Source organism: Flavobacterium sp. FlaQc-47, assembly GCF_044006475.1.
In the GTDB taxonomy this organism is placed as follows: domain Bacteria; phylum Bacteroidota; class Bacteroidia; order Flavobacteriales; family Flavobacteriaceae; genus Flavobacterium.
Genome location: NZ_JBIPCQ010000001.1, coordinates 497,938 through 522,738, shown reverse-complemented (window position 1 = coordinate 522,738; position 24,801 = coordinate 497,938). Strand labels below are relative to the sequence as shown.

Genomic DNA, 24,801 nt, shown 5'->3' with positions numbered 1-24,801 from the left:
GAAATGACAAACTACACGGGGCTTCACCTTCGCTCAGCCTGACAATCGTATTTTTCAGGCATAAAAAAAACTGCCGAATCTCTCCAGCAGTTTTAGTCTTATCTCTTTCTTCTATAATCTTGATTCTATAATCTTGATTCTCCAGAAATCTACACGTTAAAACGGAAATGCATTACATCACCATCTTTTACGATATATTCTTTTCCTTCGACTTTGAATTTTCCTGCTTCTTTTGCTTTTGCTTCAGATCCGTAATGAACGTAATCTTCGTATGAAATAACTTCGGCACGAATAAATCCTTTTTCAAAATCAGTATGGATAACTCCTGCTGCTTGTGGCGCAGTTGAACCAATGTTGATTGTCCAGGCACGAACTTCTTTTACACCTGCGGTAAAATAAGTTTGTTGTTTTAATAATTTGTAAGCTGCACGAATTAAAACTGATGCTCCAGGCTCAGTTAATCCCATATCTTCAAGAAAAACCTGACGCTCTTCGTAGCTTTCCAACTCTGTAATATCAGCCTCTGCTCCTACTGAAAGGATAATCACTTCAGCACCTTCATCTTTTACTAATTCACGAATCTGATCTACATATTTATTTCCGTTTACTGCTGAACTTTCGTCAACATTACAAACATATAAAACCGGTTTTGCAGTAATTAACTGAAAAGCTTCCATTAAAATTTCCTCGTCATTATTTTGAGGAATAATTGTTCTTGCAGATTTTGCCTGTAATAATGCTTCTCTTATTCGGTTTAACAAAGCTTCTTCAGTCTGAGCTTCTTTGTTTCCTGTTTTTGCAGCACGTTTTACTTTTTCTAAACGTTTGTCTATCGTTTCTAAGTCTTTTAACTGTAATTCGATATCAATTGTTTCTTTATCACGTATTGGATTTACGTTTCCGTCAACGTGAACAATATTATCATTATCAAAACAACGTACAACGTGAATAATAGCATTACACTCTCTGATGTTTCCTAAAAACTGGTTTCCAAGTCCTTCTCCTTTACTTGCTCCTTTTACCAAACCTGCAATGTCAACAATATCAACTGTTGCCATTTGTACGCGTTCTGGTTTTACCAATTCTTCTAACTTATTAATTCTTGGATCCGGAACGTTTACAACACCAATATTAGGTTCGATTGTACAAAACGGAAAGTTGGCACTTTGTGCTTTTGCATTGGACAAACAATTAAATAAAGTCGATTTTCCAACATTTGGTAATCCTACAATTCCTGCTTTCATATGTAGATAATATTTGTTTTTTTATTTGATTTATCGCTGTTAGGCGCTGTTACGACTGATTCTGTTTCAATTATTTAGCACCTGATTTGAACGTTATTTCTTCTTTTTTATTTTTTGCTGAAATGATAGCTTTTCGCCTTAAAATTTTGCAAATATAAGATTTAATAGCTCGTAACTAAACAAAAAATGACGATATATGTTTTTTTACTACTTTTCTTAAAAAAAATTCAACTTTTTCGTAATGTTTTGTTAAATAATGTTATTTTTATCACAATATTTAACAAACCAATAAAATATTTTAACCAAAATTAGATTACACATGAAAAAAATTGCAGTATTATTATTTTTATTTAGCACGGTCGCGATTTTTGCGCAACAGCAAGTCTCGGGTGTTGTAAAAGACAATTCCGGTAACCCCCTTCCCGGAGTAAATATTGTCGAAAAAGGTACTAATAACGGAGTATCTACTGATATTGACGGATCTTACAAAATTACAGTAAAAGAAGGTGCATCTTTAGTATTCACCTATATGGGGTTTAATAGTGTTACAAGGTTAGCAAATGCATCACAAATTGATGTTTCATTAGCTGAAGAATCAGGACAAAATCTTGACGAAGTTGTTGTTACAGGTTCCAGAACTGCCGCCAGAAGTAATACTACCAGCGCATTACCTATTGATGTTTTATCTGCTAAAGATTTGACTTCGACCGGACAAGCGACATTTGATAAGGCGCTGCAATACAAGATTCCGTCTTTTAATACAGTACAAACTCCTGTAAATGACGCGACATCTTTATTGGATCCGTATGAAATTAGAAATATGGGACCAAGCAGAACTCTAATCCTTATTAATGGTAAACGTAAAAACTTAAGTTCTTTACTTTATGTTCAAACCTCTCCGGGACGTGGTGAAACTGGTGCTGATATCTCTGCAATTCCAACTGATGCTATCGAGCGTGTTGAGATTTTGCGTGATGGTGCATCTGCTCAATACGGATCTGATGCCATTGCGGGAGTTATGAATATCATTTTGAAGAAAAACACTACTGACGGATCTTTAACTATAAGAAGCGGAATTACTTCTGAAGGTGACGGAGAAATGTTAGGCGTAAGTTTAAACAATGGTACAACTGTTGGCGAAAAAGGTTTTTTAAATTATACGATAGATTTTTCTAAAGTAAATTTAGCTAACAGACCAGGGAAAGTTGATGCTCAAGGTGAAGCAAATGACTTTTTAAGCGGGACACCAGCTGATGTTGCCACGGTTCAGTCTTATCTTGACAGACATCCGGATGCGCAAAACGTAAATGGTTCTCCGGAAACAGCTGCTGCAAAATTTTTAATTAATGGTGGAAACGACATTAGTGATAATACTAAATTGTATTATAATGCTGCTTATGTTTACAAAAAAGTAAATTCGTTTGCCAACTTCAGAACACCATATTGGAGACCTTTATCCGGTGATCCTTATTTGAATGATTTCTTCGGAAATGGTGATGATGCAAATCCTTCTTATGATGGATATGGACCTACTTTTGAGGGAGATTTAACAGATTACAACGGAACTCTGGGATTTAAAACAGTTAAAAACGGATGGAATACTGACGCGAGTTTAACCGTGGGTGGTAACAAACAAGTTTATTCTGTAAATAATTCGGTAAACAGATCTGATATTGTTGATGCAGATGGCAATAATGTTTACAGAGAAAATAGCCCTATTTCATTTAAACCGGGTGGAACTTCTTTCAATCACGTCGTTGGAAATATTGATGTTTCTAAAATTGTATCAGAGAAAATCAGTATTGGTTTTGGTACAGAGTTCAGATCTGAATATTTTACTGTTATGGAAGGGGATAAAGCGTCTTGGGATGGAACCGGAGCTGACTCTTTTGCCGGAAACAGACCTGAAAATTCAGGAAAATGGAATCGCTATAACGTAGGGGTTTATCTTGATGTTGCTTTTGACATTACAAAAGATTTCTTAGTGAACGGAACTGTTCGTCATGAAGAATATAGTGATTTTGGTGGAGCAACTGTTTGGAAAGCAAGTACAAGATATAAATTTCTTGATGATAAGATTACTATTAGAGGATCTGTTTCAACAGGTTTCAGAGCACCTACTTTACACCAGATTTACACTCAAAAATCACAATATTCTTTTGTAGCCGGTCAGGGAATTCAAATTAGCGGAATCATTAATAACGTGTCTCCTCAGGCGCGTCAATTAGGAATTCCTTCTTTAGATCCTGAAAAATCAACTAACGTAACAGTTGGTATTGGAGCAAAGCCTTTTAGAAACTTTAATTTTACTGTAGATTATTACAATATTAAAGTAGAAGACAGAATTGTTTTAGGAGACAGACAAGATACTGCTTTTGGAAACGTTGCCTGGTTCTCTAACTCTTTCGATTCAAGAACTTCTGGTTTAGATGTTGTAGCCAACTACAATAACATTGGTATTGGTGAAGGTAAATTAGGATTTAATGTATCAGGAAATATTACTTTAGAAAATAAAAGAATTTCTCCTGTAACAAACAATTCATTTGGAGATATCCTGAATTCATTGACATTTACTTCAAGACCTGATACAAAATGGATCCTTGGTATCAACTATGAAATTGGTAAATTCGGATTCTCTCTAAACAATACTTATTTCGGAAAAACTACCTTTAATCAGGATGGTTTAGCTACAAATGATCCTGATGCTCCTGTTACTTCTCCAGAGTATCTAGCCGCTAACTTAAAAACAGAGTTTATTCCTAAAATTGTTACTGATTTAGGTGTTAACTTTAGCGCTACCGAAAAATTAACGATTGCATTAAATGTAAACAACTTGTTTAACATTTTACCTGAATGGAAATTTGTAGCCGAAAATGACGCTGGAGCTGCATTACTTGCTGATCCTGCACAAACTAAACAACAATCTAACTTACTTACATTTAATCAGCGTTATTCAAGAATGACTTATGATGGATTCCATTTTAGTCAATTAGGAACTATGTTTAACTTATCTGTAAATTATAAATTTTAAGCACAACACTTTGTTTAAATAACGGAAAGGGTTGTCTTTAATGACAGCCCTTTTTTTATAATTTTATACTTAAAAGAAATAATTATGGCAAGTTTATATGACGGAAAAATGGCGGCAATTTATGATGCGATGTATCAGACTTTTGTCGATTATGACGAAGAATATACTTTTTACAACAACCTGATTCAGGAAAACAAAGCTTTAACTATTCTTGAAATAGGAAGCGGAACGGGAAACCTTGCGCAACGATTTCAGGAAAACAATCAAAACTACCAGGGTCTTGATTATAGCGAAAGTATGATTGCAATTGCAAAAGAACGAAACAAAAATTGTTCATTTATTCAGGGAGATATGCGTGAATTTAAACTCGAAAATCCTGTAGATGGGATTTTAATTACCGGAAGATCGACCAGTTATTTGATTACAAACGATGATATCAACAGAACTTTTGCCTCTGTTTTTAAAAATTTAAATGAAGATGGGGTTATAATTTTTGACTTTATCGATGCGAATCGGTTTATTCCCTTTACAAAAGATAATCCTCTTATAATTCATGAAGCAAAGTACGAAAATGAAAATTATACGAGAGAAAGCCATTGGGAGACCAATAATTCACTGGAGAATTTCATGCTCGAATGGACAGCGAAATATTATAAAGTGGTAAATGGTGAAAAAGAAATTATTGAGAATGATTTTTCGACTGTCCGCGTTTTTACACACAATGAAATAGAACTTTTTTTATACCTGAATAATTTCGAAATCATAAAAACAATCGACAGAAAAACATATGCTTATGATACGTATGTTATGGTAGCCAGAAAAAAAATCACATCTTAAACTCCAATCCGTCTATAAGCTTTTTTTCTTCGTCAGTGGCAGTAAATCCAGAGATGTCCCAATATTTTGTCATCACTTTATTCTTTTTATTAAAAAGTGTTTTCTCCTTAAAAACATCACTATCACTATAGGTGAAATTTTGTCTGTCAAAATGGGTTGTAATAAAATTATTTCTTACCTGAATATTCTTGACTTTATCTTTTAAAATCAAATCATAAGCAATTTCTTCATTTGAACTTAGTAAATAATAATCTTCACCATCAATTCTGTAAGTTACCTTAATTTGCGATCTGGTAATATTTTTAGAACCTACTTTTGTCTGATCTTCAATTTCAACGAGTTCCGCTTGCTTTATAATAATACTAAATTCTACAATTAACTTTTTTAAAGGATCGTAAATAATTTCAAAAGTATCAAAAGCTTTTTTAGATTTATCTAACGGAGTTACAGACATTATATAATAATTCTTATTATTGGGATGACCGGTTGTTGTAAACTCATATTCTTTCCTTGTTTTTGAATCTAAAAGAGGATCGAAATATTTTAAATTTGAATAATTCTCCATAATGTTATTCAAATTATATCCCATTAAATCATGACTAACCTCATCTTCCAGTAATCCATAAGACCTATTTTGTTCTACTAATAATGTAGTAGTTGATTTATTTTGATTTTCTTCAAATTGAAAATTTACCAATCCGTCATTATAATAGGAATATTTATTATCAAGCATAAAAAACTCTCTTACATATACTTTTAACCGGTATGAACTGGCAAGCCTTTCCCTTGAATTTGAAATAATTTTTTGAAGATTTTTTTCCGGCTTTTCTTTTGAAACAACAATTTCATCCAATTTATTGTTGTTGTTTTTAAGATAAATTACAAATAGATCCGGCTTTAAAGCATCCCAACGAATGGTAACTTTTTCGTAATTGGTTTCAGAAACCTGAATACTAGACGCACCGTTTAGTGCAAAAATCACTTTTCCGTCCTTATTGCTTAGCAATGTTTGTTTTGTTTTCATGATATACACGATTGCATTTTCTATAGGCAATTGTGTTTCTATGTCTTTAACAACAATAGAATTTTCTTCGTTTTGCGAAAAAACATTCATACTGAATAATACTACAAATAAAAATATCAATTTCTTCATAGGCATTGTCAAATTTTCAACTAAAGTATTAATTTTTTATTAATAAATTAACACTAATAAAATAAAACATTAAAAACCAACCAACTAGCTTTTTGCCAAATTTAAAAAACAGAACAAAAAAAAATCCTGAGCGCTGGCTCAGGATATATATTGTTACTCAAATAAAAGTTTATTCATCGTGTAAAAACGCTTGTCTGTTCAACAAGGTTTCTTCATCTTCAACGTGATTATCATCAGGTACACAACAATCAACAGGACATACAGCAGCACATTGAGGTTCATCGTGAAAACCTTTGCACTCCGTACATTTTCCCGGAACGATATAATATACCTCGTCAGAAATTGGAGTTTGAGCATCATCTGCATCCACTTCAGTTCCGTCAGGTAAAATTATTTTTCCTGAAAGTCTTGTTCCGTCTTTATATCTCCAATCGTCAGCGCCTTCATAAATTGCTGTATTTGGGCATTCTGGTTCACAAGCCCCACAGTTTATGCATTCGTCAGTTATAATTATTGCCATTTGTTTTTCGTCTTAAAGTTAAAAGTACTAAAGTTAAAAAGTCTAAAAATTTAAAAAAACTCATTTCGATCTTTTGACTTGATGACTTTCGACTTATTTATCCTTATTTTTGTGCAAAATTACAATCAAAACAATTCATAAGCAAACAATATGACATTAGAAACAAAAAAAAGTGTTTTTGTTGAATTAGGCAAATTCTTAAATCAGTTCTCTGAAACAAATAATACACCAAATCCGTCAGTTTTAGGCAATGATTTGTTTTTTGATGATTTTATAAAATTGATAAAGCTTTCGCAATCACATAACGGATGGTATACGCCAGAACAAGTATATTTTGCAATAAAATCCTGGGCAGATGCTTTAACCGGAGAAAACATTGACAAATGGCTGGCTGAATATTCAAGTGAATTTGCTCAAACTGAGAAAACAGAAAAAAATGTTGCTTTAATTTTAGCCGGAAATATACCGTTAGTTGGTTTTCACGATTTTTTATCCGTTTTAATCACAGGCAATAAAGCATTAATAAAAACATCATCAAACGATCAGCATTTATTGCCTTTTTTAGCAAAATATCTAATTTATGTTGATGAAAGTTTAAAAAATAAAATCACTTTCGTAGAAGGTAAACTGGAAAACTTCGATACCGTAATTGCCACCGGAAGCAATAATACTGCACGCTATTTTGAATATTATTTTAAAGACAAACCTTCCATCATTCGTAAAAACAGAAACTCTGTTGCGGTTTTAAACGGAAAAGAAACCAAGGAAGAATTAGAAGCTTTAGGAGAAGATATTTTCAGGTATTTTGGTTTAGGATGTCGTAATGTTTCGAAACTTTTTGTTCCTAAAGACTACTCATTTGTTGCTTTTTTTGAGGCAATTTTTAAATATCAGGATGTAATTCATTATGAAAAATACGCTAATAATTATGATTATAATAAAGCGGTTTTTTTAATGAGTAATTTCAAATTATTAGACAACGGATTTTTGACTTTAAAAGAAGATTCAAGTTACGCCTCTCCTATTTCGAGTGTTTTTTATGAATTTTATGAAAATATCGAAGATTTACAAACACGTCTTGCAGCTGATGCTGAACAAATTCAGTGCATTGTAAGCAATGATTTGATCAAAAACAGTATTCCGTTTGGACAGACCCAAAATCCTCAATTGTGGGATTATGCAGATAACGTAGATACTATAACGTTTTTGTTAACAACAAAGTAAAAATATGTTTAATTATTTCGAATAATTTATCGCTTTTTCAGCTCCTATTGCCGAAATTTGCCTCTTTAAAATTTTCGTCTATTAACAACAACCATGAAAAAACACAACTACAGCGCAGGACCGAGTATCTTACCTCAAGAGGTTTTTGAAAAAGCATCAAAAGCTATATTAAATTTTAATGATTCAGGACTTTCTATTCTGGAAATTTCGCACCGAAGCAAAGATTTCGTTGCAGTTATGGATGAAGCACGTTCGCTTGCTTTAGAGTTATTAGGACTTACCGGAAAAGGATATCAGGCATTATTTTTACAAGGTGGTGCAAGTACAGCATTCTTAATGGCTCCATACAATTTATTGAAAGAAGGTGGAAAAGCTGCTTATTTAGATTCCGGAACCTGGGCGACTGCCGCTATAAAAGAAGCTAAGAATTTTGGAGAAACTATTGTCGTAGCTTCTTCAAAAGAAGAAAATTACAACCATATTCCAAAAGGATACACCATACCAAGTGACGCTGATTATTTTCACTGCACTAGTAACAATACTATTTTTGGAACTCAAATGAAAGATTTCCCTACAACGAATGTTCCTGTTGTTTGCGATATGAGTTCTGATATATTTTCCCGTGATTTAGATTTTTCTAAATTTGATTTAATCTATGCCGGTGCTCAAAAAAATATGGGTCCTGCAGGAGCTACTTTGGTAGTTGTTAAAGAAGAAATCCTAGAGAAAAGCGGAAGAACAATTCCAAGTATGTTAGATTATGCTAAACATATCAAAGCAGAAAGTATGTACAATACACCTCCTGTTTTTGCTGTTTACGTTTCACTTTTAACTTTACAATGGATTAAAGAAAAAGGCGGAGTTGCCGCAGTTGAGGAATTAAACGATGCAAAAGCAGATTTACTTTATACGGAAATTGACAGAAACCCATTGTTTAAAGGTGCTGCTGCGGTTGAAGATCGTTCTAAAATGAATGTGACTTTCTTATTAAACAACGCAGATCATACAGAAACTTTTGACACTTTATGGAAAGCTGCCGGAATTTCAGGATTACCGGGACACCGTTCTGTTGGTGGTTACAGAGCTTCTATTTACAATGCAATGCCTATCGAAAGTGTTCAGGTATTGGTTGATGTAATGAAAGCTTTGGAGACTAAAGTTTAGTCCCCCTAACCCCCGAAGGGGAAAGAAAAAAGAAAAAAAATAACTAACAACCCAAATAATTCCCCCTTCGGGGGATAGGGGGAAAAATATATACACAATGAAAGTATTAGCCAATGACGGAATTTCTAAAAGTGGAATTCTAGCTTTAGAAAAAGGTGGATTTGAAGTTATAACTACAAAAGTAGCTCAGGAACAAGTAGCTAATTTTGTAAATGAAAATAATGTAGACGTGGTTTTAGTGCGTAGCGCAACTAAAGTTCGTCAGGATATTATTGATGCCTGCCCGGGATTAAAAATTATTGGTCGCGGTGGTGTTGGTATGGATAATATCGATGTTGATTATGCAAAAAGCAAAGGAATTCACGTAATTAATACGCCGGCTTCATCATCAGAATCTGTTGCTGAACTGGTATTTGGACATTTATTTTCTGGTGTTCGTTTTTTACATGACTCTAACAGAAATATGCCTCTTGAAGGAGATTCAAACTTTGATGGTTTGAAAAAAGCCTATGCAAACGGTGTTGAATTAAGAGGAAAAACGCTTGGAATTGTTGGTATTGGTCGTATTGGACAAGCTACTGCAAAAATGGCACTTGGTTTAGGGATGAAAGTAATTGCTGCGGATAGTTTTATTCCGTCTGTAGATATTAAAGTGGAGTTTTTTGATGGTCAATCGATTACTACAACAATCGTATCTCAATCATTAGAATCATTATTTAAAGAAGCTGATTTCATTACATTGCACGTTCCTGCTCAAAACGGTTATATCGTAGGCGAGAAAGAATTTGAAATCATGAAAGACGGTGTTGGAATCGTAAACTGTGCTCGTGGTGGCGTTATTGATGAAGTAGCTTTAATAAAAGCATTGGATTCAGGAAAAGTTGCTTTTGCTGGTTTAGACGTTTTTGAAAGCGAACCAAAACCAGAAATGACAATTTTAATGCACCCAAAAATCTCTTTGACTCCGCACATTGGAGCTGCAACAGGAGAGGCACAAGACAGAATTGGAACTGAATTAGCATCACAAATTATTACTTTGTTAAGCTAGGAAGTAAAAAATAGATTAACTTTAAAGGGATTTACTACAAAATTGTAGTAAATCCCTTTCTTTTTTCATTAAATTTGTCGTCTAATCTAAATGTAAACATCATGTTTGAACAATTAACACAATTAGTGCAACAATACGGAAATAGTGCTGTCGTAAAAAACGACGCCGTTCCAAATGAGCAAAACGAAGCTGTAATTAGCGAAACCAGCAATTCTATATTTGCAGGATTGCAAAAAATTGCTTCAGAAGGTGGCGGCGAACAACTTGCCAGCCTGTTTAGTGGTAAATCAACTATTGATAGTTCTAATCCTGTTGTACAGCAAATTACACAACAGTTGTCCGGTACTCTTGGTCAAAAATTCGGATTGAGTAATGATGCTTCTTCCGGTATTGCATCAGGCATGATACCGCAAATATTAAGCTCATTGGTAAATAAAGCAAAAGATCCAAACGACAGCAGTTTTCAAATTTCGGATATAATCAGTTCTCTTACTGGAAACAGCGGACAAGCTTCGGGAATTATGGAAACGATCAATAAATACGGAATGCAATTTGGCTTAGATCAAAACGCAGATGGAAAAGTTGATGTAGCCGATGTTCTGGTAGTTACTAAAACCAAAGGCGGAATAGCCGGGTTTATTGGGAAATTGTTTGGAAGTAAGTAAAAAGCTGCAAAGGTTCTGAGTTTCTGAGTTGTTAAGTGACTGGGTAAAACTTATTAGCTCAGAAACTTAGCAACTTAGTAACTCTTTTAACCCATTTCTTCGTAAATTTAAACTTGAAACTAAAGCTATGAAAAATTGCTGCTACATATTAATACTTTTATTCACCATAATTGCGTGTTCTACAGCTTCAAAAAATACTGTGGCTTCAAATCCTCAAGTAAAGTCAAATACTGCTGTAAATGATACTGTACGAATTGCAAATGATTCATTAGAATATGAAGTTATAATTATAGACAACGGTTTTAGTACGTGGCTGGCGTCAATGGCGCTTCCGCGAAATTATTATTCTTTGTCCTATCTTGAAAACAAGAATTATTTATATGTAACTGAATGGAATAATCGCGTTTTGCAACCACAAAGATATAGTCCCAATTTATACGAAATGACGATTGATTATCAACCGGGTATTCATTACGGATACGAAGTAAATTATTTGATTTATAATTATATGATCTTTTTTCAAAATACATACAAACAAAAGCTCGGCGGGTATGTTCCTATAAGATAATGTTCTTATATTTGTAATCATTGCAAGTAAAAATGAATAGATTAAAGAAACGTTGGGGGATTACCTCAAATCTACAAGCCATAATTATCATCGTTGTTTTTGCCATCACAGGATCGGCATCTGCATGGTTGTCTAAACCTTTTTGCGTTTGGCTTGGCATCACCAAAGAAGATTTTGGCGGTTGGTTTACTCTAATCCGATTACTTATCATCTTCCCTATCTATCAGGTTTTACTCGTTGCAATAGGAACCGTTTTCGGGCAATTCCGATTTTTTTGGAATTTCGAAAAGAAAATGCTTAAAAATATGGGATTAGGATTTTTATTCAAAGACTAATTTTATAAATGCTTACAAATACCACAGAGCACTCAAAGATTTTTTACCAAGCAAGATGGATATAAACACAAAGACCACAAAGCTTTGTGAACTTTGTGTTTGTCAACACACTCTACGATAAAAAACTTTGCGTGCTTTGCGGTAAAAATCATCCAGTATATAAATGTAATCTCTTCGGGATGTTTTGTTACTCCGTAGGAGTTTAATATTGGTAGGATAAGAATCAACCAGAAAAATATCCCGTAGGGATTAAAATTTTTAAAGCCAATTTATTTATTGAATTATTAAACGAGCAACTTCAATTAACTACTAATCTCTTTTATGTTTTTACACAACATTTAGTCTTGATGCCAACATATTTCAAAATCTCATCAAGAAATAAAAAAAATGGCAACTTTTACGGTTGCCATTTTTCATTTTATAAAATTGTTGTAATTTTAGTTTTCTCCTTTTTGGAAATAATAGGTATAAATCCACGTCAGTGTAAACGACGGAATTATATCTGTAAAAGGCAATGCTTCCTCTATAAAAGTTAAAACACTCGCTACTCTTCCCACTCGTCCTTTGTACATTCTGGTCATGATAAAAGCCGCAACTGGTGCCCAAATCACATCTGAGAATTCTCCCAAAAGCGGAATCGTAAAGGAGATCATTCCAACTCCATCCAGAAGCAAACCTAAAAGGAGTTTTCTGGTTCTATCGTCATTTGCTACATTAACTTCCTGCATTTTTCTTAGATTTAGATATTATTCGAATTTATAAATAATTAGTCAAACAAACTTATTTCAAAATTTGATTTTCTTTCTTAATTCCCATCTAATCAATTTCCCTGCCATTTATATTGCCCACTGATTATACTGGTTTAACAGGTTGCCACAGATTAAAAGATTTAACTATTTATTTCAAAAATACAAAACCCGCGATAATCAGTTTAATCCGTCCAATCCGTGGGCGAAAACTTCAATTGCATTTGCTTTCTATTTCTTCTTAAAATTCTGTTACAACACATTTTTATATCGGCAGAATCTTTGTTTCTTTGTAGAAACAGTTTCAAAATGATCCACGCAAAAAATATACATAAGTTCTACGATAAATTAGAGGTTTTAAAGGGAGTTGATCTGCATATCAAAAAAGGCGAAATCGTTTCTATAGTGGGTGCTTCCGGTGCGGGAAAAACAACACTTTTGCAAATTTTAGGAACATTGGACAAACCTGAAATAAATACCGAATCCTCTCTAACCATCAACGGAGAAAACGTATTGAAATTACAGGATGTAGAAACTGACAATACAAAACAAGAAAAAACATTTAAATGGGTTTCCTGGATAGGTTGTATTTACTTGGTTTGTTTACTTGTTTTTTTATTTTCGTTCCAACTTGTGATCTTCGACGATATTGTTCGATACAGTATTATTTCAATTTTATTGTTGCCTCTTTTGGTGATAGCGATTTATATGAATCGCTATTTTAAAAAGAAAAGCAAAATGGATAAAACATTATCTAATTTCAGGAATCTAAATCTTGGTTTTATCTTTCAATTCCATCAATTATTACCGGAATTTACAGCGTTGGAAAACGTTTGTATTCCCGCATTTATGGCAAATAAACCAAAAGCCGAAACTGAAAAAGAAGCAAAAATAATTTTAGAATATCTGGGGTTATCACACAGAATCCATCATAAACCCAACGAACTTTCAGGAGGAGAACAACAACGTGTCGCAGTTGCGAGAGCGCTAATCAACAAACCTGATGTTATTTTTGCCGATGAACCATCGGGAAACTTAGACACACATTCTGCCGAGAATTTACATCAATTATTCTTCCAGCTTCGTGACGAATTTGGACAAACTTTTGTAATCGTAACCCACAACGAAGAACTGGCTAATATGGCGGATAGAAAATTAGTTATGGTTGATGGACAAATTAGTAATTAGGAGCTGTTTCCTGCTATCCATTCCAATCTTTTGTTCCATTTCATTACACAAAAGGATTTCCACTTCTATCAGGGCTAGGGCTTTATGATAATAATTACCCTTAATTAAATTATGAACAAAAAAGAACTCAAAGAATTTCTCGACGAAAAAGTCATACAATATAATAATCAGGATTTCATAGAAAGTGATCCTGTCCAGATTCCGCATTTATTTTCTCAAAAAGAAGACATTGAAATCGCAGGTTTTTTAAGCGCGACAATTGCATGGGGAAATCGTAAAATGATTATCAAAAACTCCCATCAAATGATGGAATTAATGGGCAATACGCCTTACGATTTTGTCATGTCACATTCTGAAGATGATTTATCCCGACTTGAAAATTTCGTTCATCGTACTTTTAACGGAAAAGATTTTGGAGGTTTCATTAAAGGATTACAACATATTTACAAAAACCACAATGGATTAGAAGCCGTTTTTGCAAAACATCAGGAAAAAGACAGTTTGCAAAAAAGCATTCATGAGTTCAAAAAAATATTCTTTGAAATCGATCATTTACCCAGAACTCAAAAACATATTTCAGATCCTTTGAATAATTCGGCTGCAAAACGAATCAACATGTATTTGCGGTGGATGGTTCGTCAGGATACAAAGGGTGTTGATTTAGGCATCTGGAAAACCATTTCATCATCTGCATTATCTTGTCCGCTTGATGTACATTCCGGTAATGTCGCACGAAAATTAGAAATCCTTACCCGAAAACAAAACGACGGAAAAGCACTGGCGGAGCTGGATCTTAAACTTAGGGAAATGGATGCTCAGGATCCCGTTAAATACGATTTTGCTCTTTTTGGATTAGGGGTTTTTGAAGGGTTTTAAGCGTAGAAACACACTACATGTCAGGCTGAGCGGAGTCGAATCCTTCCAAGTCTACAAACACAAATTTCACGAATTTGCACAAAATTTCGATAGTTAACTTTGTTTGTGCAATTAATTTCACAAACTAATTAGTGGCAATTAGTGAAATTCGTGTTTAAAATTGATTTATAATATTTGTGCTCAAAAGATTCCAATTGGCGCGCACTTCCACTCCGCTCAGGGTCACAAGCTGTATCAATAATAAAAATCTAACAAAAAACCACGAATTTAACGTACATTTGCACAAAATTTAATGTAAATGAGCACTTTCGAAAAATTCAATCTTCCAAAATCAGTACAAAAAGCAATCGACGAATTAGGCTTTGTTACGCCTACTCCTATTCAGGAAAAATCCTTTGCCGTGATTATGTCTGGGCGCGATATGATGGGAATTGCGCAAACCGGTACCGGTAAAACATTTGCTTACTTATTGCCTCTTTTAAAATTATACAAATTTACACCAACCAATACGCCTAAGATCGTAATTCTGGTTCCAACACGTGAATTAGTTGTTCAGGTTGTTGAAGAAGTAGAGAAATTAACCAAATACATGTCGGTTAGTACGCTTGGTATTTTTGGTGGAGTAAATATCAATACACAAAAAAAAGCTGTTTACGAAGGTGTTGACATTCTTGTTGGAACACCTGGTCGTACAATGGATTTAGCGCTTGATGCCGTTATTCGTTTTGATGAAACTCAAAAATTAGTTATTGATGAGTTTGATGAAATGCTTAATCTTGGTTTCCGTACGCAATTGACAGCACTTTTGGCGATGATGAAAACCAAACGTCAGAACATTTTATTCTCTGCAACCATGACTGATGAAGTTGATGCTGTTTTGAATGACTTTTTTGATTTTCCGGAAGAGGTTACACTTGCTGCCTCAGGAACTCCGCTTGAAAACATTACGCAAATCACTTATAATGTTCCAAACTTTAATACAAAAGTAAACTTGTTGAAACATTTATTACAAAAAAACGAAAGCATGGAACGTGTTTTGGTTTTTGTGAATAATAAAAAGATTTCAGACATGCTTCATACCCGAATCGAAGAAGATTTTGAAGGTCAGTTTGGAGTAATTCACTCGAATAAATCTCAAAATTACCGTTTGAGTACTATGGCTGAATTCCAGGAAGGAAATCTTCGCGGATTAATTACAACTGATATTATGGCGAGAGGTTTGGATATTTCGAATATCTCTCACGTTATTAACTTTGAGCTTCCTGAATTTCCTGAATTGTACATGCACAGAATTGGTCGTACAGGTCGTGCAGATGCAACAGGAACCGCAATTAGTTTTATAACGCCTCGTGAAGAAGAATTTAAAGTTGAAGTTGAGGTATTAATGAATCAGGAACTTGCCATTGCAGATTTTCCTGAAGAAGTTGAAATTTCACTAAAATTAATCGAACCTGAAAAAGACAAACAACCGATTAAGTTTTTAATGAAAAAACAAACACTAAAAGGTGATGGTGCTTTTCATGATAAAGACAAAAAGAATAAAAAAGTCAATCTTGGCGGACCTTCTAAAACCAAAAAGAAAACCCACGGATCTGTCAATCGTAATATGTTGAAAACGAGAGATAAAAAAAGAAAAGATAAGAATAAATAGTCTTTTTTAAAGGGGCAAAGATTCAAAGAGACAAAGGTTCAAAGTAAAAATATACTAAAAGGCTCAAAGGGTAAAATTAATTCTTTACTCTTTGAGCCTTTTCATTTAAACCTTTGAGCCTTTGTAACTCTGAACCTTTGAACCTTTCCTCAACTATATCTTAGTAAAAACAAGTCCCACCGGTGAACACAATTCGATTTTTTTACCTGTTTTCGTGAGTTTTCCGGTAGCTTTATCTCTTTTGAAAATAATGATCTCATTTGTATATTGATGACCAACCAAAAGGTAATTCCCCGTTGGGTCAATAGCAAAATCTCTTGGACCTTTTCCTAAAGTACTTTGCTGTTCTACAAATTTTATACTTCCGTCTTTCTGGATTTGATAAGCCGTAATAGTGTTAGCATCAACACGATCTGTTACATATAAAAATTTTCCGTCTGGCGAAATTTTAATTGCTGCTGCTCCTGTACCACCTTTAAAATCTTTCGGAAGAATACTTGTTTCCGCAAGAACTTTTAAATTTCCGGATTTATCATAACTTAAAGTTGTCAAAGTAGCATCTAATTCCTGAACTAAATAGACAAACTTACCATCTTTACTAAATGTCAAATGTCTTGGTCCGCTTCCTTTTTTTACATCAACAGTTCCTTTTAAAGTAAGGATTTCATGGCTGGAACCCGGATTATATTTATAAATATAAATTTTATCTTCTCCCAAATCATTTGACAAAACGAACTTTTTATCCGGAGAAAAAACAACCATATGAACGTGTGCTTTTTCCTGACGTGCCGCATTTGGTCCTTTGCCTTCATGCTGAATCAATTGCTGTCCTTCAGTTATACTTCCGTCAGCATTTTTCTTGAATACAGCGATACTCCCGCCGGAATAATTGGCAACAATTACGTTTTTATCATCATTTATTAAATGACAAGGATCTGCTCCCAGTGAAGAATTTGTATTTAATAATTTAAGTTTACCCGTTGGCGCATCATATGTAAATGCACTTACAGCACTTTGAGTTCCGTTTTCGTTTACCGCATATAGAAATTTATTATTTGCAGAAACGGATAAATAACTTGGGCTTACTACTTTTTCAGTAGAATTTTTTAATTTAAAATCACCGGAAGCTGCATCAAATTCGTAAACATAAATCCCTTTACTTTCGCAAGTATTGGTATAGGTTCCCACTAATAAATTAAATTTATTCTGAGCTTGCAAAGTTTGTAAGGCCAATGCCGAAAAAAGTACTATATATAATCTTTTCATATTTTTTTAATTGTTTTTGAATATGCTAAAATAATCAATAATACCTTTCAAAAACTCATTTTTTGTTACAAAAGAATTAGCAAAAGTTACATTTTTCAGAATACACATCATAATTTTTAAACCATATAAGGAATATAAGTTCATTAAATTTTTGCGAAAAAAGTCTAAAATTAATCTCCGATACATTCCATATTTCTAATCTTAATTTATTTTATCATTCCAGCAATTAACGCTTACTTATAATCTCTTATATCACTTATATGGTTTAACAATATTCCCTATATGTTTTGATTAAAAATTTGTATTTTTGACCAGCATCTACAAAACGTAGTGAAATAAATCTAAGCCAGAATGCATTTTAAACATCCCGAAATTCTATACTTTCTGTTTTTATTGATTGTTCCTGTTTTGGTTCACTTATTTCAATTACGACGTTTTAAAATTTCTTATTTTACTAACGTACGATTCTTAAAAGAACTTTCTATTCAAACGCGAAAAAGTTCTAAAATCAAAAAAAGACTTTTACTGGCTACTCGTTTATTCTTATTAACGTGTATAATTTTGGCTTTTGCCCAACCCTTTTTTGAAGCAAAAGACAGCAAAAATGCATCGAATGAAATGTATATCATTCTGGACAATTCGTTTAGTATGCAGGCCAAAGGCAAAAAAGGCGAATTACTAAAACGTGCAGTTCAGGAATTATTAGAAAACACTCCGGAAACTACTCAGTTTTCATTGTTAACCAATACCGAAAATTATTGGAATACAGACATAAAATCATCTAAAAGCGCTTTACAAAATTTAAAATACAGCGCAACTCCTTTTGAACTTCCTTCGATTATGGCGAAGATAAAAGCACATAAATCAGCACATAAAAAAGATATTGTTATTATTACAGATGCTGTGGGTTTAGCCGAAAAAGATGTGAAAAATAGTAGTACCGAAGAACCATATTTCATTGTTCCGGAAGCTGAACAAAAAAACAATATCGCAATTGACAGCGTTTTTATCAATCAGACTTTAGAAAATTTTTATGAAATAAGCGTTAATTTATCCGCTTATGGAGAAGATTTCAAGCCTGTATCGATGGCATTGTACAACCAAAACAAACTGATCGCCAAAACAATTATCAATTTTGATGCAAAGAAAAAGAAAGTCAGTTTTACGATTCCAAAAGAATCTTTTCACGGATATGTAACAATCGAAGATAATGGTTTGACGTATGATAACAAGCTGTATTTTAGTATTTCAAAAACTAAAAAAACAAATGTTATCAGTATTGGAGAACCTGAAAAAAGCAATTTCTTATCCAGAATTTATACTTCGGCTGAATTCAATTACAGCAATTATTCTAGTAGCAGTTTGGACTATAATAGTTTAGAAAAGCAAAACACGATTATCTTAAATGAATTAATTGAAGTTCCGCAGGCATTACAAACTACTTTAAAAGCATTTGTTTCTAAAGGTGGAAATCTGGTCGTGATTCCTTCTGAAAAAAGCTCCATTTCAAATCTGAATGCTTTTCTGGGGAATTTCGGGAAAATTGAATTTAAAAATCCTGAAAGCAAAAGCAAGTTAATTACCAAAATCAATTTTGATCATCCTTTATTTTCAGGAGTTTTTGAGAATAAAATCACGAATTTCCAATACCCAAAAACGACTAATTCATTTGATATTTCAAGCCCATATCCGGCAGTTTTATCTTATGAAGATCAAAGTGTGTTTGTAACGGCAATTCAAAACCCGGTTTCCGGAATTACTGTTTTTTCAGCGCCAATCAACACGACAAATTCAAACTTTCAACAATCTCCGTTAATTGTTCCCTTATTTTATAAAATGGGACAAAACAATCAGAAAACCGGCGTTAACGCTTTGACTATTGGAAACAATCAACCTTATTTCGTAGACGTTTTATTGACAAAAGATGCTATTTTAGAAGTAAAAGGAAATGAAGATTCATTTATTCCGATTCAGCAAATATTGAATAACAAAGTTAAACTAACCTTTAATGATTTCCCTGAAACAGCCGGAAATTACAGTGTTTTTGATAAAAAAGAATGGGTTGAAAATTTGAGTTTCAATTACAAAGGAAGTGAAAGCGATTTGAGTCAGGTAAATACCAACGTAATTTCAGATTTTAAAACTGCCGATACGATTTCGACTATTTTTAATACGTTACAAACTGAGCGGACTGACAGCCAAATTTGGAAATGGTTTGTTATCTTTGCACTGTTATTTTTAGCACTGGAAATGGCAATTATCAAATTTGTAAAGTAAAACATAACGTTTCTTTCGCTTAGTTTTGTCATTTCGACGAAGGAGAAATCAGATAAAGTAAAGACATAAAGTACGTCGCTCTCTGGATGCAATTTCTCTTCATCAAAATGACAAACAGAACGCTGTAAAATACTATTTGTATACAAAATAAAAATCTACATATGAAAATAATCATCAGAAGCGCCAAAATTATCGATCCAAAAAGTCCGTTTCATAATCAGACCATTGATCTTTTAATTGCAGATGGTTTAATAGAAAAAATAGGAACTTCGATTCTTGACATTGAGGATACAACCGAAGTAAAATTAGACAATTTACACCTTTCACAAGGTTGGTTTGACAGCAGCGTTTCTTTTGGAGAACCAGGTTATGAAGACAGAGAAACGATTGCAAACGGATTAAATGTTGCTGCAAAAAGTGGTTTTACGGCAATTGCTTTACAGCCCAACTCCTTTCCTGTTATTGACAATCAGTCGCAGGTGAATTTTGTCAAAAATAAAGCGAATGGTTTTGCTACACAACTTTTCCCAATTGGAGCTCTGACCAAAGCAAGTGAAGGAAAGGATATGGCAGAATTGTTTGATATGAAAAAATCCGGAGCTGTCGCTTTTGGAGACTATAACAAAAGTATCGACAACGCTAATCTTTTAAAAATCGCTTTACAATATGTTCAGGATTTTGACGGATTAGTTATTACCTATTCACAAGATCCCAATATTAAAGGAAATGGTGTTGCCAATGAAGGAATAGTTTCTACTAAATTAGGATTAAAAGGAATCCCAAATCTTGCCGAAGAATTACAAATATCAAGAAATTTATTTTTACTGGAATATACAGGCGGAAAACTTCATATTCCGACCATTTCTACCGCAAAATCGGTTGAATTGATTAGAGAAGCTAAAGCAAAAGGATTGCAGGTAACTTGCAGCGTTGCTGTACATCATTTGGTTTTAACCGATGAAAAATTAGAAGGTTTTGATACCCGTTTTAAAGTTACGCCTCCATTAAGAACCGAAAGCGACAGACAAGCTTTATTAAACGGAATTACTGAAGGTACTATTGACATTATTACTTCAGACCACAACCCAATTGATATAGAGTTCAAGAAAATGGAATTTGATACGGCTAAAAACGGAACTATTGGACTTGAAAGTGCTTTTGGAGCTTTACAAACCGTTTTACCTATTGAAACTATTGTTGAAAAATTAACTTCAGGAAAAACTATTTTCGGAATTGAGAATAATTCAATTGCCGAAGGATCAAAAGCTAATTTTACATTCTTTAATCCTGAAGGAGAATCAATCTTTACAAAAGCAAATATTCTTTCAAAATCTAAAAATTCTGCTTTTTTAGGAACCGAACTAAAAGGCGCTGTGTACGGAATATTAAACCAAAATCAACTTGTTATCACTAAATAATTACAATGAATAATTCAATCGAAGACGGAAAATCAATCGCCATTACCAGTTATATTTTAATTATTGGTGTCCTGATTGCAATGTCTATGAACTCTGAAAATAAAAATAGTTTTGCCTCTTTTCATATCCGTCAGGCTTTAGGATTATCGCTTGCTTTTATTTCTTTTGGGGCTATAATAAGCAATTTCGACAGCTTTATGATTACTTTCCCTATGTGGATTTGTATTTCGATATTATGGACGTACGGGATTTTTAGTGCCATTCAGGGGCAAACCAGACCAATTCCGTTGGTTGGTAATTTATTCCAAAAATGGTTTAAATCTATCGGATAATAAAATTACAAAAATTTAAAAATTCCAAATTCTAAACTAAAAACTTTTACAAAGATCAACTGCGAAAGAAACTCATAACTCAAAACTTATAACTCATAACTTTCCAAAAGAAATGAATCTATCTTTAGAATATAAAATACAAGAACCAAAAGTTATCTTAGATAAAAATCCTGTTTTACTTTTATTACACGGATACGGCAGCAACGAAGCTGATTTATTTTCGTTTGCAACGGAACTTCCTGATAACTATTATATTATTTCTGCTCGTGCTCCTTATGATTTGCAATATGGTGCTTACGCGTGGTATGCTATTAATTTTGATGCAGATCAGAATAAATTCTCAGACAATGAGCAGGCAAAAACATCACGTGATGCAATTGCAGCTTTCGTCGATGAATTAGTTGCTCATTATCCTATTGACGCTAACAATATAACGTTAGTTGGTTTTAGTCAGGGTTCTATTTTGAGTTATGCAGTAGCGCTTTCTTATCCTGAAAAAATTCAGAGAGTTGTAGCAATGAGTGGTTATTTTAACGACGAAATTATTAAGGAAGGTTACGAAAAAAACGACTTTAAAACCCTAAAAATATTCGCTTCACACGGAACTGTAGATCAGGTTATCCCGATTGACTGGGCGAGAAAAACTCCCGCAATTCTGGAGAAATTAAATATTCCGGTTACTTATAAGGAATATCCTGTTGGTCATGGAGTTGCTCCGCAAAATTTCTTTGATTTTAAGAATTGGCTGGCGGAGTAGTTTAGCTTTCAGTATTCAGTTTTCAGTCGAGGTATTCAGTCGCGGTCTCAGTTTTTTCAGTCCTTTTAAAATCTAATAATGAGTAATTTTCCAGCTATACTAACTGACGAAAAAATCAAGGAATCAAATGTCGATTTTAGAAATGCTTTGTTTTCATTAGATAAAAAAGTCATTGATAAGGATAACTTTGTTCACTTAACAAAAATTTATTCAGGAACAAAACAACTTGATATCAGGAATAAAATATTGAGGTTATTATATTATTTTGAATTTCCTGAATTAGAAAATTTCTTTAATAACGCATACAAAAAGGAAAGATATCTGGACATGAAGATCTACGCGCTTCGCGGACTTTCTAAATTTATAAGCGAAAAAGAAATAGAAAAACTATTGCAGAAATTCAATCAGACATTATCCAAAAGACAACAATCAACTCCTTATAATTATCAGGAATACGAGCTTTTAAGAGGACAAAACTCCTTGCCTTATTTAGTTGAAAAATACAATTACAATTGTTTTAAGGAAACTCTGCATCAAGTTAATGAGCAATATAATGCAATGCCGGAAGCTTTTAAAGGGCATTTTATGATCGATAAAAATGGTGAATTTATATCACTACGAACTCCGGAAGAAAGTTCAATAATGATTAAAGACTTTTTTAATAAGCAATAAATCAAAAAATAGATAAAACAAAAAGTCGCAGCTACAAACTGAAAACTGCGACTGAATACTGTAAATTAACTATTCTCCGGTATAAATAATTTTACCGGCTTTTTTCAGTACATATCCTTTCCAGGGAATTAATTGATAATCACCCTTATTCCACGAATCACCTTCAGATTTTCTTTCTAAAAGAATAGATTCCTTTTGAGTGTCCAAAAATAGTTCAGCTTTATTTCCTTCAAAAATAACATACGCTACTGTTGAATATGTTTTTCCATCTTCGGCATGAGATAACTTTGTACCTGCTTCAAAAAGACGTACACATTTTTTTGTAAGTTCTGACCAGGTATATCCAGCCGAAGCTTTGCAACCGTGCGCATCTGAATCTCCACCAACAACAGTTGCCCTTTGATCTTTTGCCTTTGGGGCTTTATTTTCTTCCGAAACTTTCTTAGCGCAAGAAAATGAAAGACCAACAATAATCGAAAATAAAAATATTTTTTTCATAGTCCTATAATTTAATGATACAAATATAGGATTATTCTTTCTATTTTTGATATAACCAGGTTTGAATTACTTCAAAACTTATACTTTCATCATCAGCAACAAAGTATTTTAATAACACTTCTCCCCATATTTCTCCATTGCTATAATCAGCGATGATCCATCTGTGGTTTAAAATCTTCACTTTATTGATGATAAATTTATTTGGTCCTATCTGGTCTTGTCCTGTATAGGGATTGCCTTTTGGGTTTGCATTTAGATCTAATAATTTCTCTGTTACAACAGGAATCAATTTTTCGTATAAAATCACTTTTCCTCCGGTTGCGCTGTTATCGAAGTAGTTTTGTGCATTTTCATTATGTGCTAAGGAAAAATAATCTGCGTCAGCTAATTTTGTTGTTACTGTATTAATACTGTCTCTTAGCTTCTTAGTTGTTTTATCATATCTTTCCTGCCCAAATTTCACTTCTCTGCTGTAAAACATGTAAGTAAAAACATTCATTAGTATTGCAAGAATAAAAAGATAAAGCATTAAGGATTTTTTCATTTTGTGGTATAATTAAATTGTAATTTGTAAATTGTCGTAAGCAAGAAAAACATTTTCCGGCAGTTGCTTTTGTACTTCTTCATGAAAGCCCAAAACGTGACTAATATGCGTTAAATAAGCGACTTCGGGCTTGACCAAATTTATAAAATCCAGTGCTTCCTGCAAATTAAAATGTGTATCGTGCGGTTCTACGCGCAAAGCATTCACTACTAAAACCTTAAGGTTTTTTAGTTTTTCAACTTCGGTTTCATGAATGGTTTTAACATCGGTTAAATAAGCAAAATCATCAATGCGATAACCAAAAACCTGTAAATCGCCATGCATGACATTTACAGGAATTGCCGTTTTATCTCCTACTGCAAAAGGTTCGTTATTCACGACCTCTATTGTTTTGACGCTGGGAGCGCCGGGATATTTGTTTACAGTTTCAAAAACGTAATCAAAACGACGTTTTAAATTATCAATTACACGTTGATGTGCATAAACAGGAATTTCTCCCTGCCTGAAATTAAACGGACGAATATCATCCAAACCAGCTGTGTGATCTGCATGTTCATGTGTAAAGAGGATTGCATCAAGATGATTGCATCCGCAAGAAAGCATTTGCTGCCTGAAATCAGGTCCGCAATCGATTACATACGAGTGCTCGTTCCAGGTAATCCAGATGGATACGCGGAGCCTTTTATCCTTAGGATCAGTGCTTTTACAAACGGGATGATCGACTCCGATAATCGGAATACCTTGAGATGTACCGGTGCCTAAAAAATGTACCTTCAATTGAACTTAT

General features: G+C 33.5%; 23 protein-coding genes and 2 pseudogenes. 17 read left to right on the top strand and 8 right to left on the bottom strand.

The window, feature by feature from the left end:
- Window positions 1-149 precede the first annotated feature (149 nt).
- Window positions 150-1,244 carry a redox-regulated ATPase YchF gene (ychF, locus tag ACHRVX_RS02065; protein ID WP_395328516.1) on the bottom strand — a complete coding sequence of 365 codons (1,095 nt, stop codon included), beginning with the start codon at window positions 1,242-1,244 and terminating at the stop codon, window positions 150-152.
- A gap of 319 nt (window positions 1,245-1,563) precedes the next feature.
- On the opposite strand from ychF, the gene ACHRVX_RS02060 reads away from it, so the two are divergent.
- Together ACHRVX_RS02060 and ACHRVX_RS02055 are read left to right on the top strand one after the other, a co-directional pair.
- Window positions 1,564-4,275, top strand: coding sequence for a TonB-dependent receptor domain-containing protein (locus ACHRVX_RS02060; protein WP_395328513.1), 2,712 nt, complete (start codon window positions 1,564-1,566; stop codon window positions 4,273-4,275).
- Between the two features lie 84 nt (window positions 4,276-4,359).
- Entirely contained in the window at window positions 4,360-5,112 is a 753-nt protein-coding gene (locus ACHRVX_RS02055) for a class I SAM-dependent DNA methyltransferase (RefSeq protein WP_395328511.1), read from the top strand.
- Here the strand turns inward: ACHRVX_RS02055 and ACHRVX_RS02050 are convergent.
- The gene (locus ACHRVX_RS02050) at window positions 5,102-6,265 is read right to left on the bottom strand and encodes a hypothetical protein (RefSeq protein WP_395328509.1); all 1,164 of its coding nucleotides are present in this window, start codon (window positions 6,263-6,265) and stop codon (window positions 5,102-5,104) included. The genes ACHRVX_RS02055 and ACHRVX_RS02050 overlap by 11 nt on opposite strands.
- A 169-nt stretch (window positions 6,266-6,434) precedes the next feature.
- Window positions 6,435-6,785 (bottom strand): 4Fe-4S dicluster domain-containing protein, encoded by a 351-nt coding sequence (locus tag ACHRVX_RS02045; protein ID WP_213298040.1) that lies wholly within the window; start codon window positions 6,783-6,785, stop codon window positions 6,435-6,437.
- Between the two features lie 150 nt (window positions 6,786-6,935).
- Between ACHRVX_RS02045 and ACHRVX_RS02040 the strand changes: the two genes are divergently transcribed.
- The 6 genes from ACHRVX_RS02040 (at window position 6,936) to ACHRVX_RS02015 (ending at window position 11,789) form a co-directional block, all read left to right on the top strand.
- Window positions 6,936-8,009, top strand: coding sequence for an acyl-CoA reductase (locus tag ACHRVX_RS02040; protein ID WP_395328507.1), 1,074 nt, complete (start codon window positions 6,936-6,938; stop codon window positions 8,007-8,009).
- Window positions 8,010-8,102: 93 nt separating this feature from the next.
- Window positions 8,103-9,173 (top strand): 3-phosphoserine/phosphohydroxythreonine transaminase, encoded by a 1,071-nt coding sequence (gene serC, locus ACHRVX_RS02035; RefSeq protein ID WP_395328504.1) that lies wholly within the window; start codon window positions 8,103-8,105, stop codon window positions 9,171-9,173.
- Between the two features lie 97 nt (window positions 9,174-9,270).
- Window positions 9,271-10,221 (top strand): D-2-hydroxyacid dehydrogenase, encoded by a 951-nt coding sequence (locus tag ACHRVX_RS02030; RefSeq protein WP_395328502.1) that lies wholly within the window; start codon window positions 9,271-9,273, stop codon window positions 10,219-10,221.
- A 101-nt stretch (window positions 10,222-10,322) separates the two neighbouring features.
- Complete coding sequence (locus ACHRVX_RS02025) at window positions 10,323-10,886, top strand: hypothetical protein (protein ID WP_395328500.1); 564 nt, start codon at window positions 10,323-10,325, stop codon at window positions 10,884-10,886.
- Between the two features lie 127 nt (window positions 10,887-11,013).
- Complete coding sequence (locus ACHRVX_RS02020) at window positions 11,014-11,454, top strand: DUF6146 family protein (RefSeq protein WP_395328497.1); 441 nt, start codon at window positions 11,014-11,016, stop codon at window positions 11,452-11,454.
- Window positions 11,455-11,486: 32 nt separating this feature from the next.
- Window positions 11,487-11,789 (top strand): DUF6787 family protein, encoded by a 303-nt coding sequence (locus ACHRVX_RS02015; RefSeq protein ID WP_395328495.1) that lies wholly within the window; start codon window positions 11,487-11,489, stop codon window positions 11,787-11,789.
- A gap of 437 nt (window positions 11,790-12,226) precedes the next feature.
- On the opposite strand, the gene ACHRVX_RS02010 is transcribed toward ACHRVX_RS02015, so the two are convergent.
- Complete coding sequence (locus tag ACHRVX_RS02010) at window positions 12,227-12,517, bottom strand: hypothetical protein (RefSeq protein ID WP_395328493.1); 291 nt, start codon at window positions 12,515-12,517, stop codon at window positions 12,227-12,229.
- A 327-nt stretch (window positions 12,518-12,844) separates the two neighbouring features.
- On the opposite strand from ACHRVX_RS02010, the pseudogene ACHRVX_RS02005 reads away from it, so the two are divergent.
- The 4 genes and pseudogenes from ACHRVX_RS02005 to ACHRVX_RS01990 form a co-directional block, all read left to right on the top strand.
- Window positions 12,845-13,060: pseudogene (locus ACHRVX_RS02005) on the top strand (ATP-binding cassette domain-containing protein); the annotation flags it as partial.
- A gap of 216 nt (window positions 13,061-13,276) precedes the next feature.
- Window positions 13,277-13,723 (top strand): annotated as a pseudogene (locus ACHRVX_RS02000) (ABC transporter ATP-binding protein); the annotation flags it as partial.
- Window positions 13,724-13,834: 111 nt separating this feature from the next.
- Window positions 13,835-14,599, top strand: a complete 765-nt coding sequence (locus ACHRVX_RS01995; RefSeq protein ID WP_395328491.1) for a TIGR02757 family protein — start codon at window positions 13,835-13,837, stop codon at window positions 14,597-14,599.
- 298 nt (window positions 14,600-14,897) lie between these two features.
- Entirely contained in the window at window positions 14,898-16,250 is a 1,353-nt protein-coding gene (locus tag ACHRVX_RS01990) for a DEAD/DEAH box helicase (protein ID WP_395328489.1), read from the top strand.
- 153 nt (window positions 16,251-16,403) lie between these two features.
- Here ACHRVX_RS01990 and ACHRVX_RS01985 read toward each other — a convergent pair whose 3' ends face one another.
- Window positions 16,404-17,516, bottom strand: a complete 1,113-nt coding sequence (locus ACHRVX_RS01985) for a lactonase family protein (protein ID WP_395328487.1) — start codon at window positions 17,514-17,516, stop codon at window positions 16,404-16,406.
- Window positions 17,517-17,867: 351 nt separating this feature from the next.
- Between ACHRVX_RS01985 and ACHRVX_RS01980 the strand changes: the two genes are divergently transcribed.
- From ACHRVX_RS01980 to ACHRVX_RS01960, 5 genes are all read left to right on the top strand, one after another.
- Entirely contained in the window at window positions 17,868-19,793 is a 1,926-nt protein-coding gene (locus ACHRVX_RS01980; protein ID WP_395328485.1) for a BatA domain-containing protein, read from the top strand.
- A gap of 161 nt (window positions 19,794-19,954) precedes the next feature.
- A complete protein-coding gene (locus ACHRVX_RS01975) occupies window positions 19,955-21,211 on the top strand; it encodes a dihydroorotase family protein (protein ID WP_395328483.1) in 1,257 nt (418 codons plus the stop codon).
- 5 nt (window positions 21,212-21,216) lie between these two features.
- Window positions 21,217-21,543: a hypothetical protein gene (locus tag ACHRVX_RS01970; RefSeq protein ID WP_395328480.1), complete on the top strand. Its 327-nt coding sequence runs from the start codon at window positions 21,217-21,219 to the stop codon at window positions 21,541-21,543.
- 112 nt (window positions 21,544-21,655) lie between these two features.
- Window positions 21,656-22,300 (top strand): alpha/beta hydrolase, encoded by a 645-nt coding sequence (locus ACHRVX_RS01965; protein WP_395328477.1) that lies wholly within the window; start codon window positions 21,656-21,658, stop codon window positions 22,298-22,300.
- 78 nt (window positions 22,301-22,378) lie between these two features.
- The gene (locus ACHRVX_RS01960) at window positions 22,379-22,972 is read left to right on the top strand and encodes a hypothetical protein (RefSeq protein ID WP_395328475.1); all 594 of its coding nucleotides are present in this window, start codon (window positions 22,379-22,381) and stop codon (window positions 22,970-22,972) included.
- A 69-nt stretch (window positions 22,973-23,041) separates the two neighbouring features.
- Here the strand turns inward: ACHRVX_RS01960 and ACHRVX_RS01955 are convergent, their stop codons facing one another.
- Genes ACHRVX_RS01955 through ACHRVX_RS01945 form a run of 3 tightly spaced genes read right to left on the bottom strand, consistent with a single transcriptional unit; the run spans window position 23,042 to window position 24,791 of the window.
- Window positions 23,042-23,470, bottom strand: coding sequence for a hypothetical protein (locus tag ACHRVX_RS01955; protein WP_395328473.1), 429 nt, complete (start codon window positions 23,468-23,470; stop codon window positions 23,042-23,044).
- Between the two features lie 40 nt (window positions 23,471-23,510).
- Window positions 23,511-24,014, bottom strand: coding sequence for a hypothetical protein (locus ACHRVX_RS01950; RefSeq protein ID WP_395328470.1), 504 nt, complete (start codon window positions 24,012-24,014; stop codon window positions 23,511-23,513).
- Between the two features lie 12 nt (window positions 24,015-24,026).
- Window positions 24,027-24,791: an MBL fold metallo-hydrolase gene (locus ACHRVX_RS01945; protein WP_395328468.1), complete on the bottom strand. Its 765-nt coding sequence runs from the start codon at window positions 24,789-24,791 to the stop codon at window positions 24,027-24,029.
- Between the last annotated feature and the right edge of the window lie 10 nt (window positions 24,792-24,801).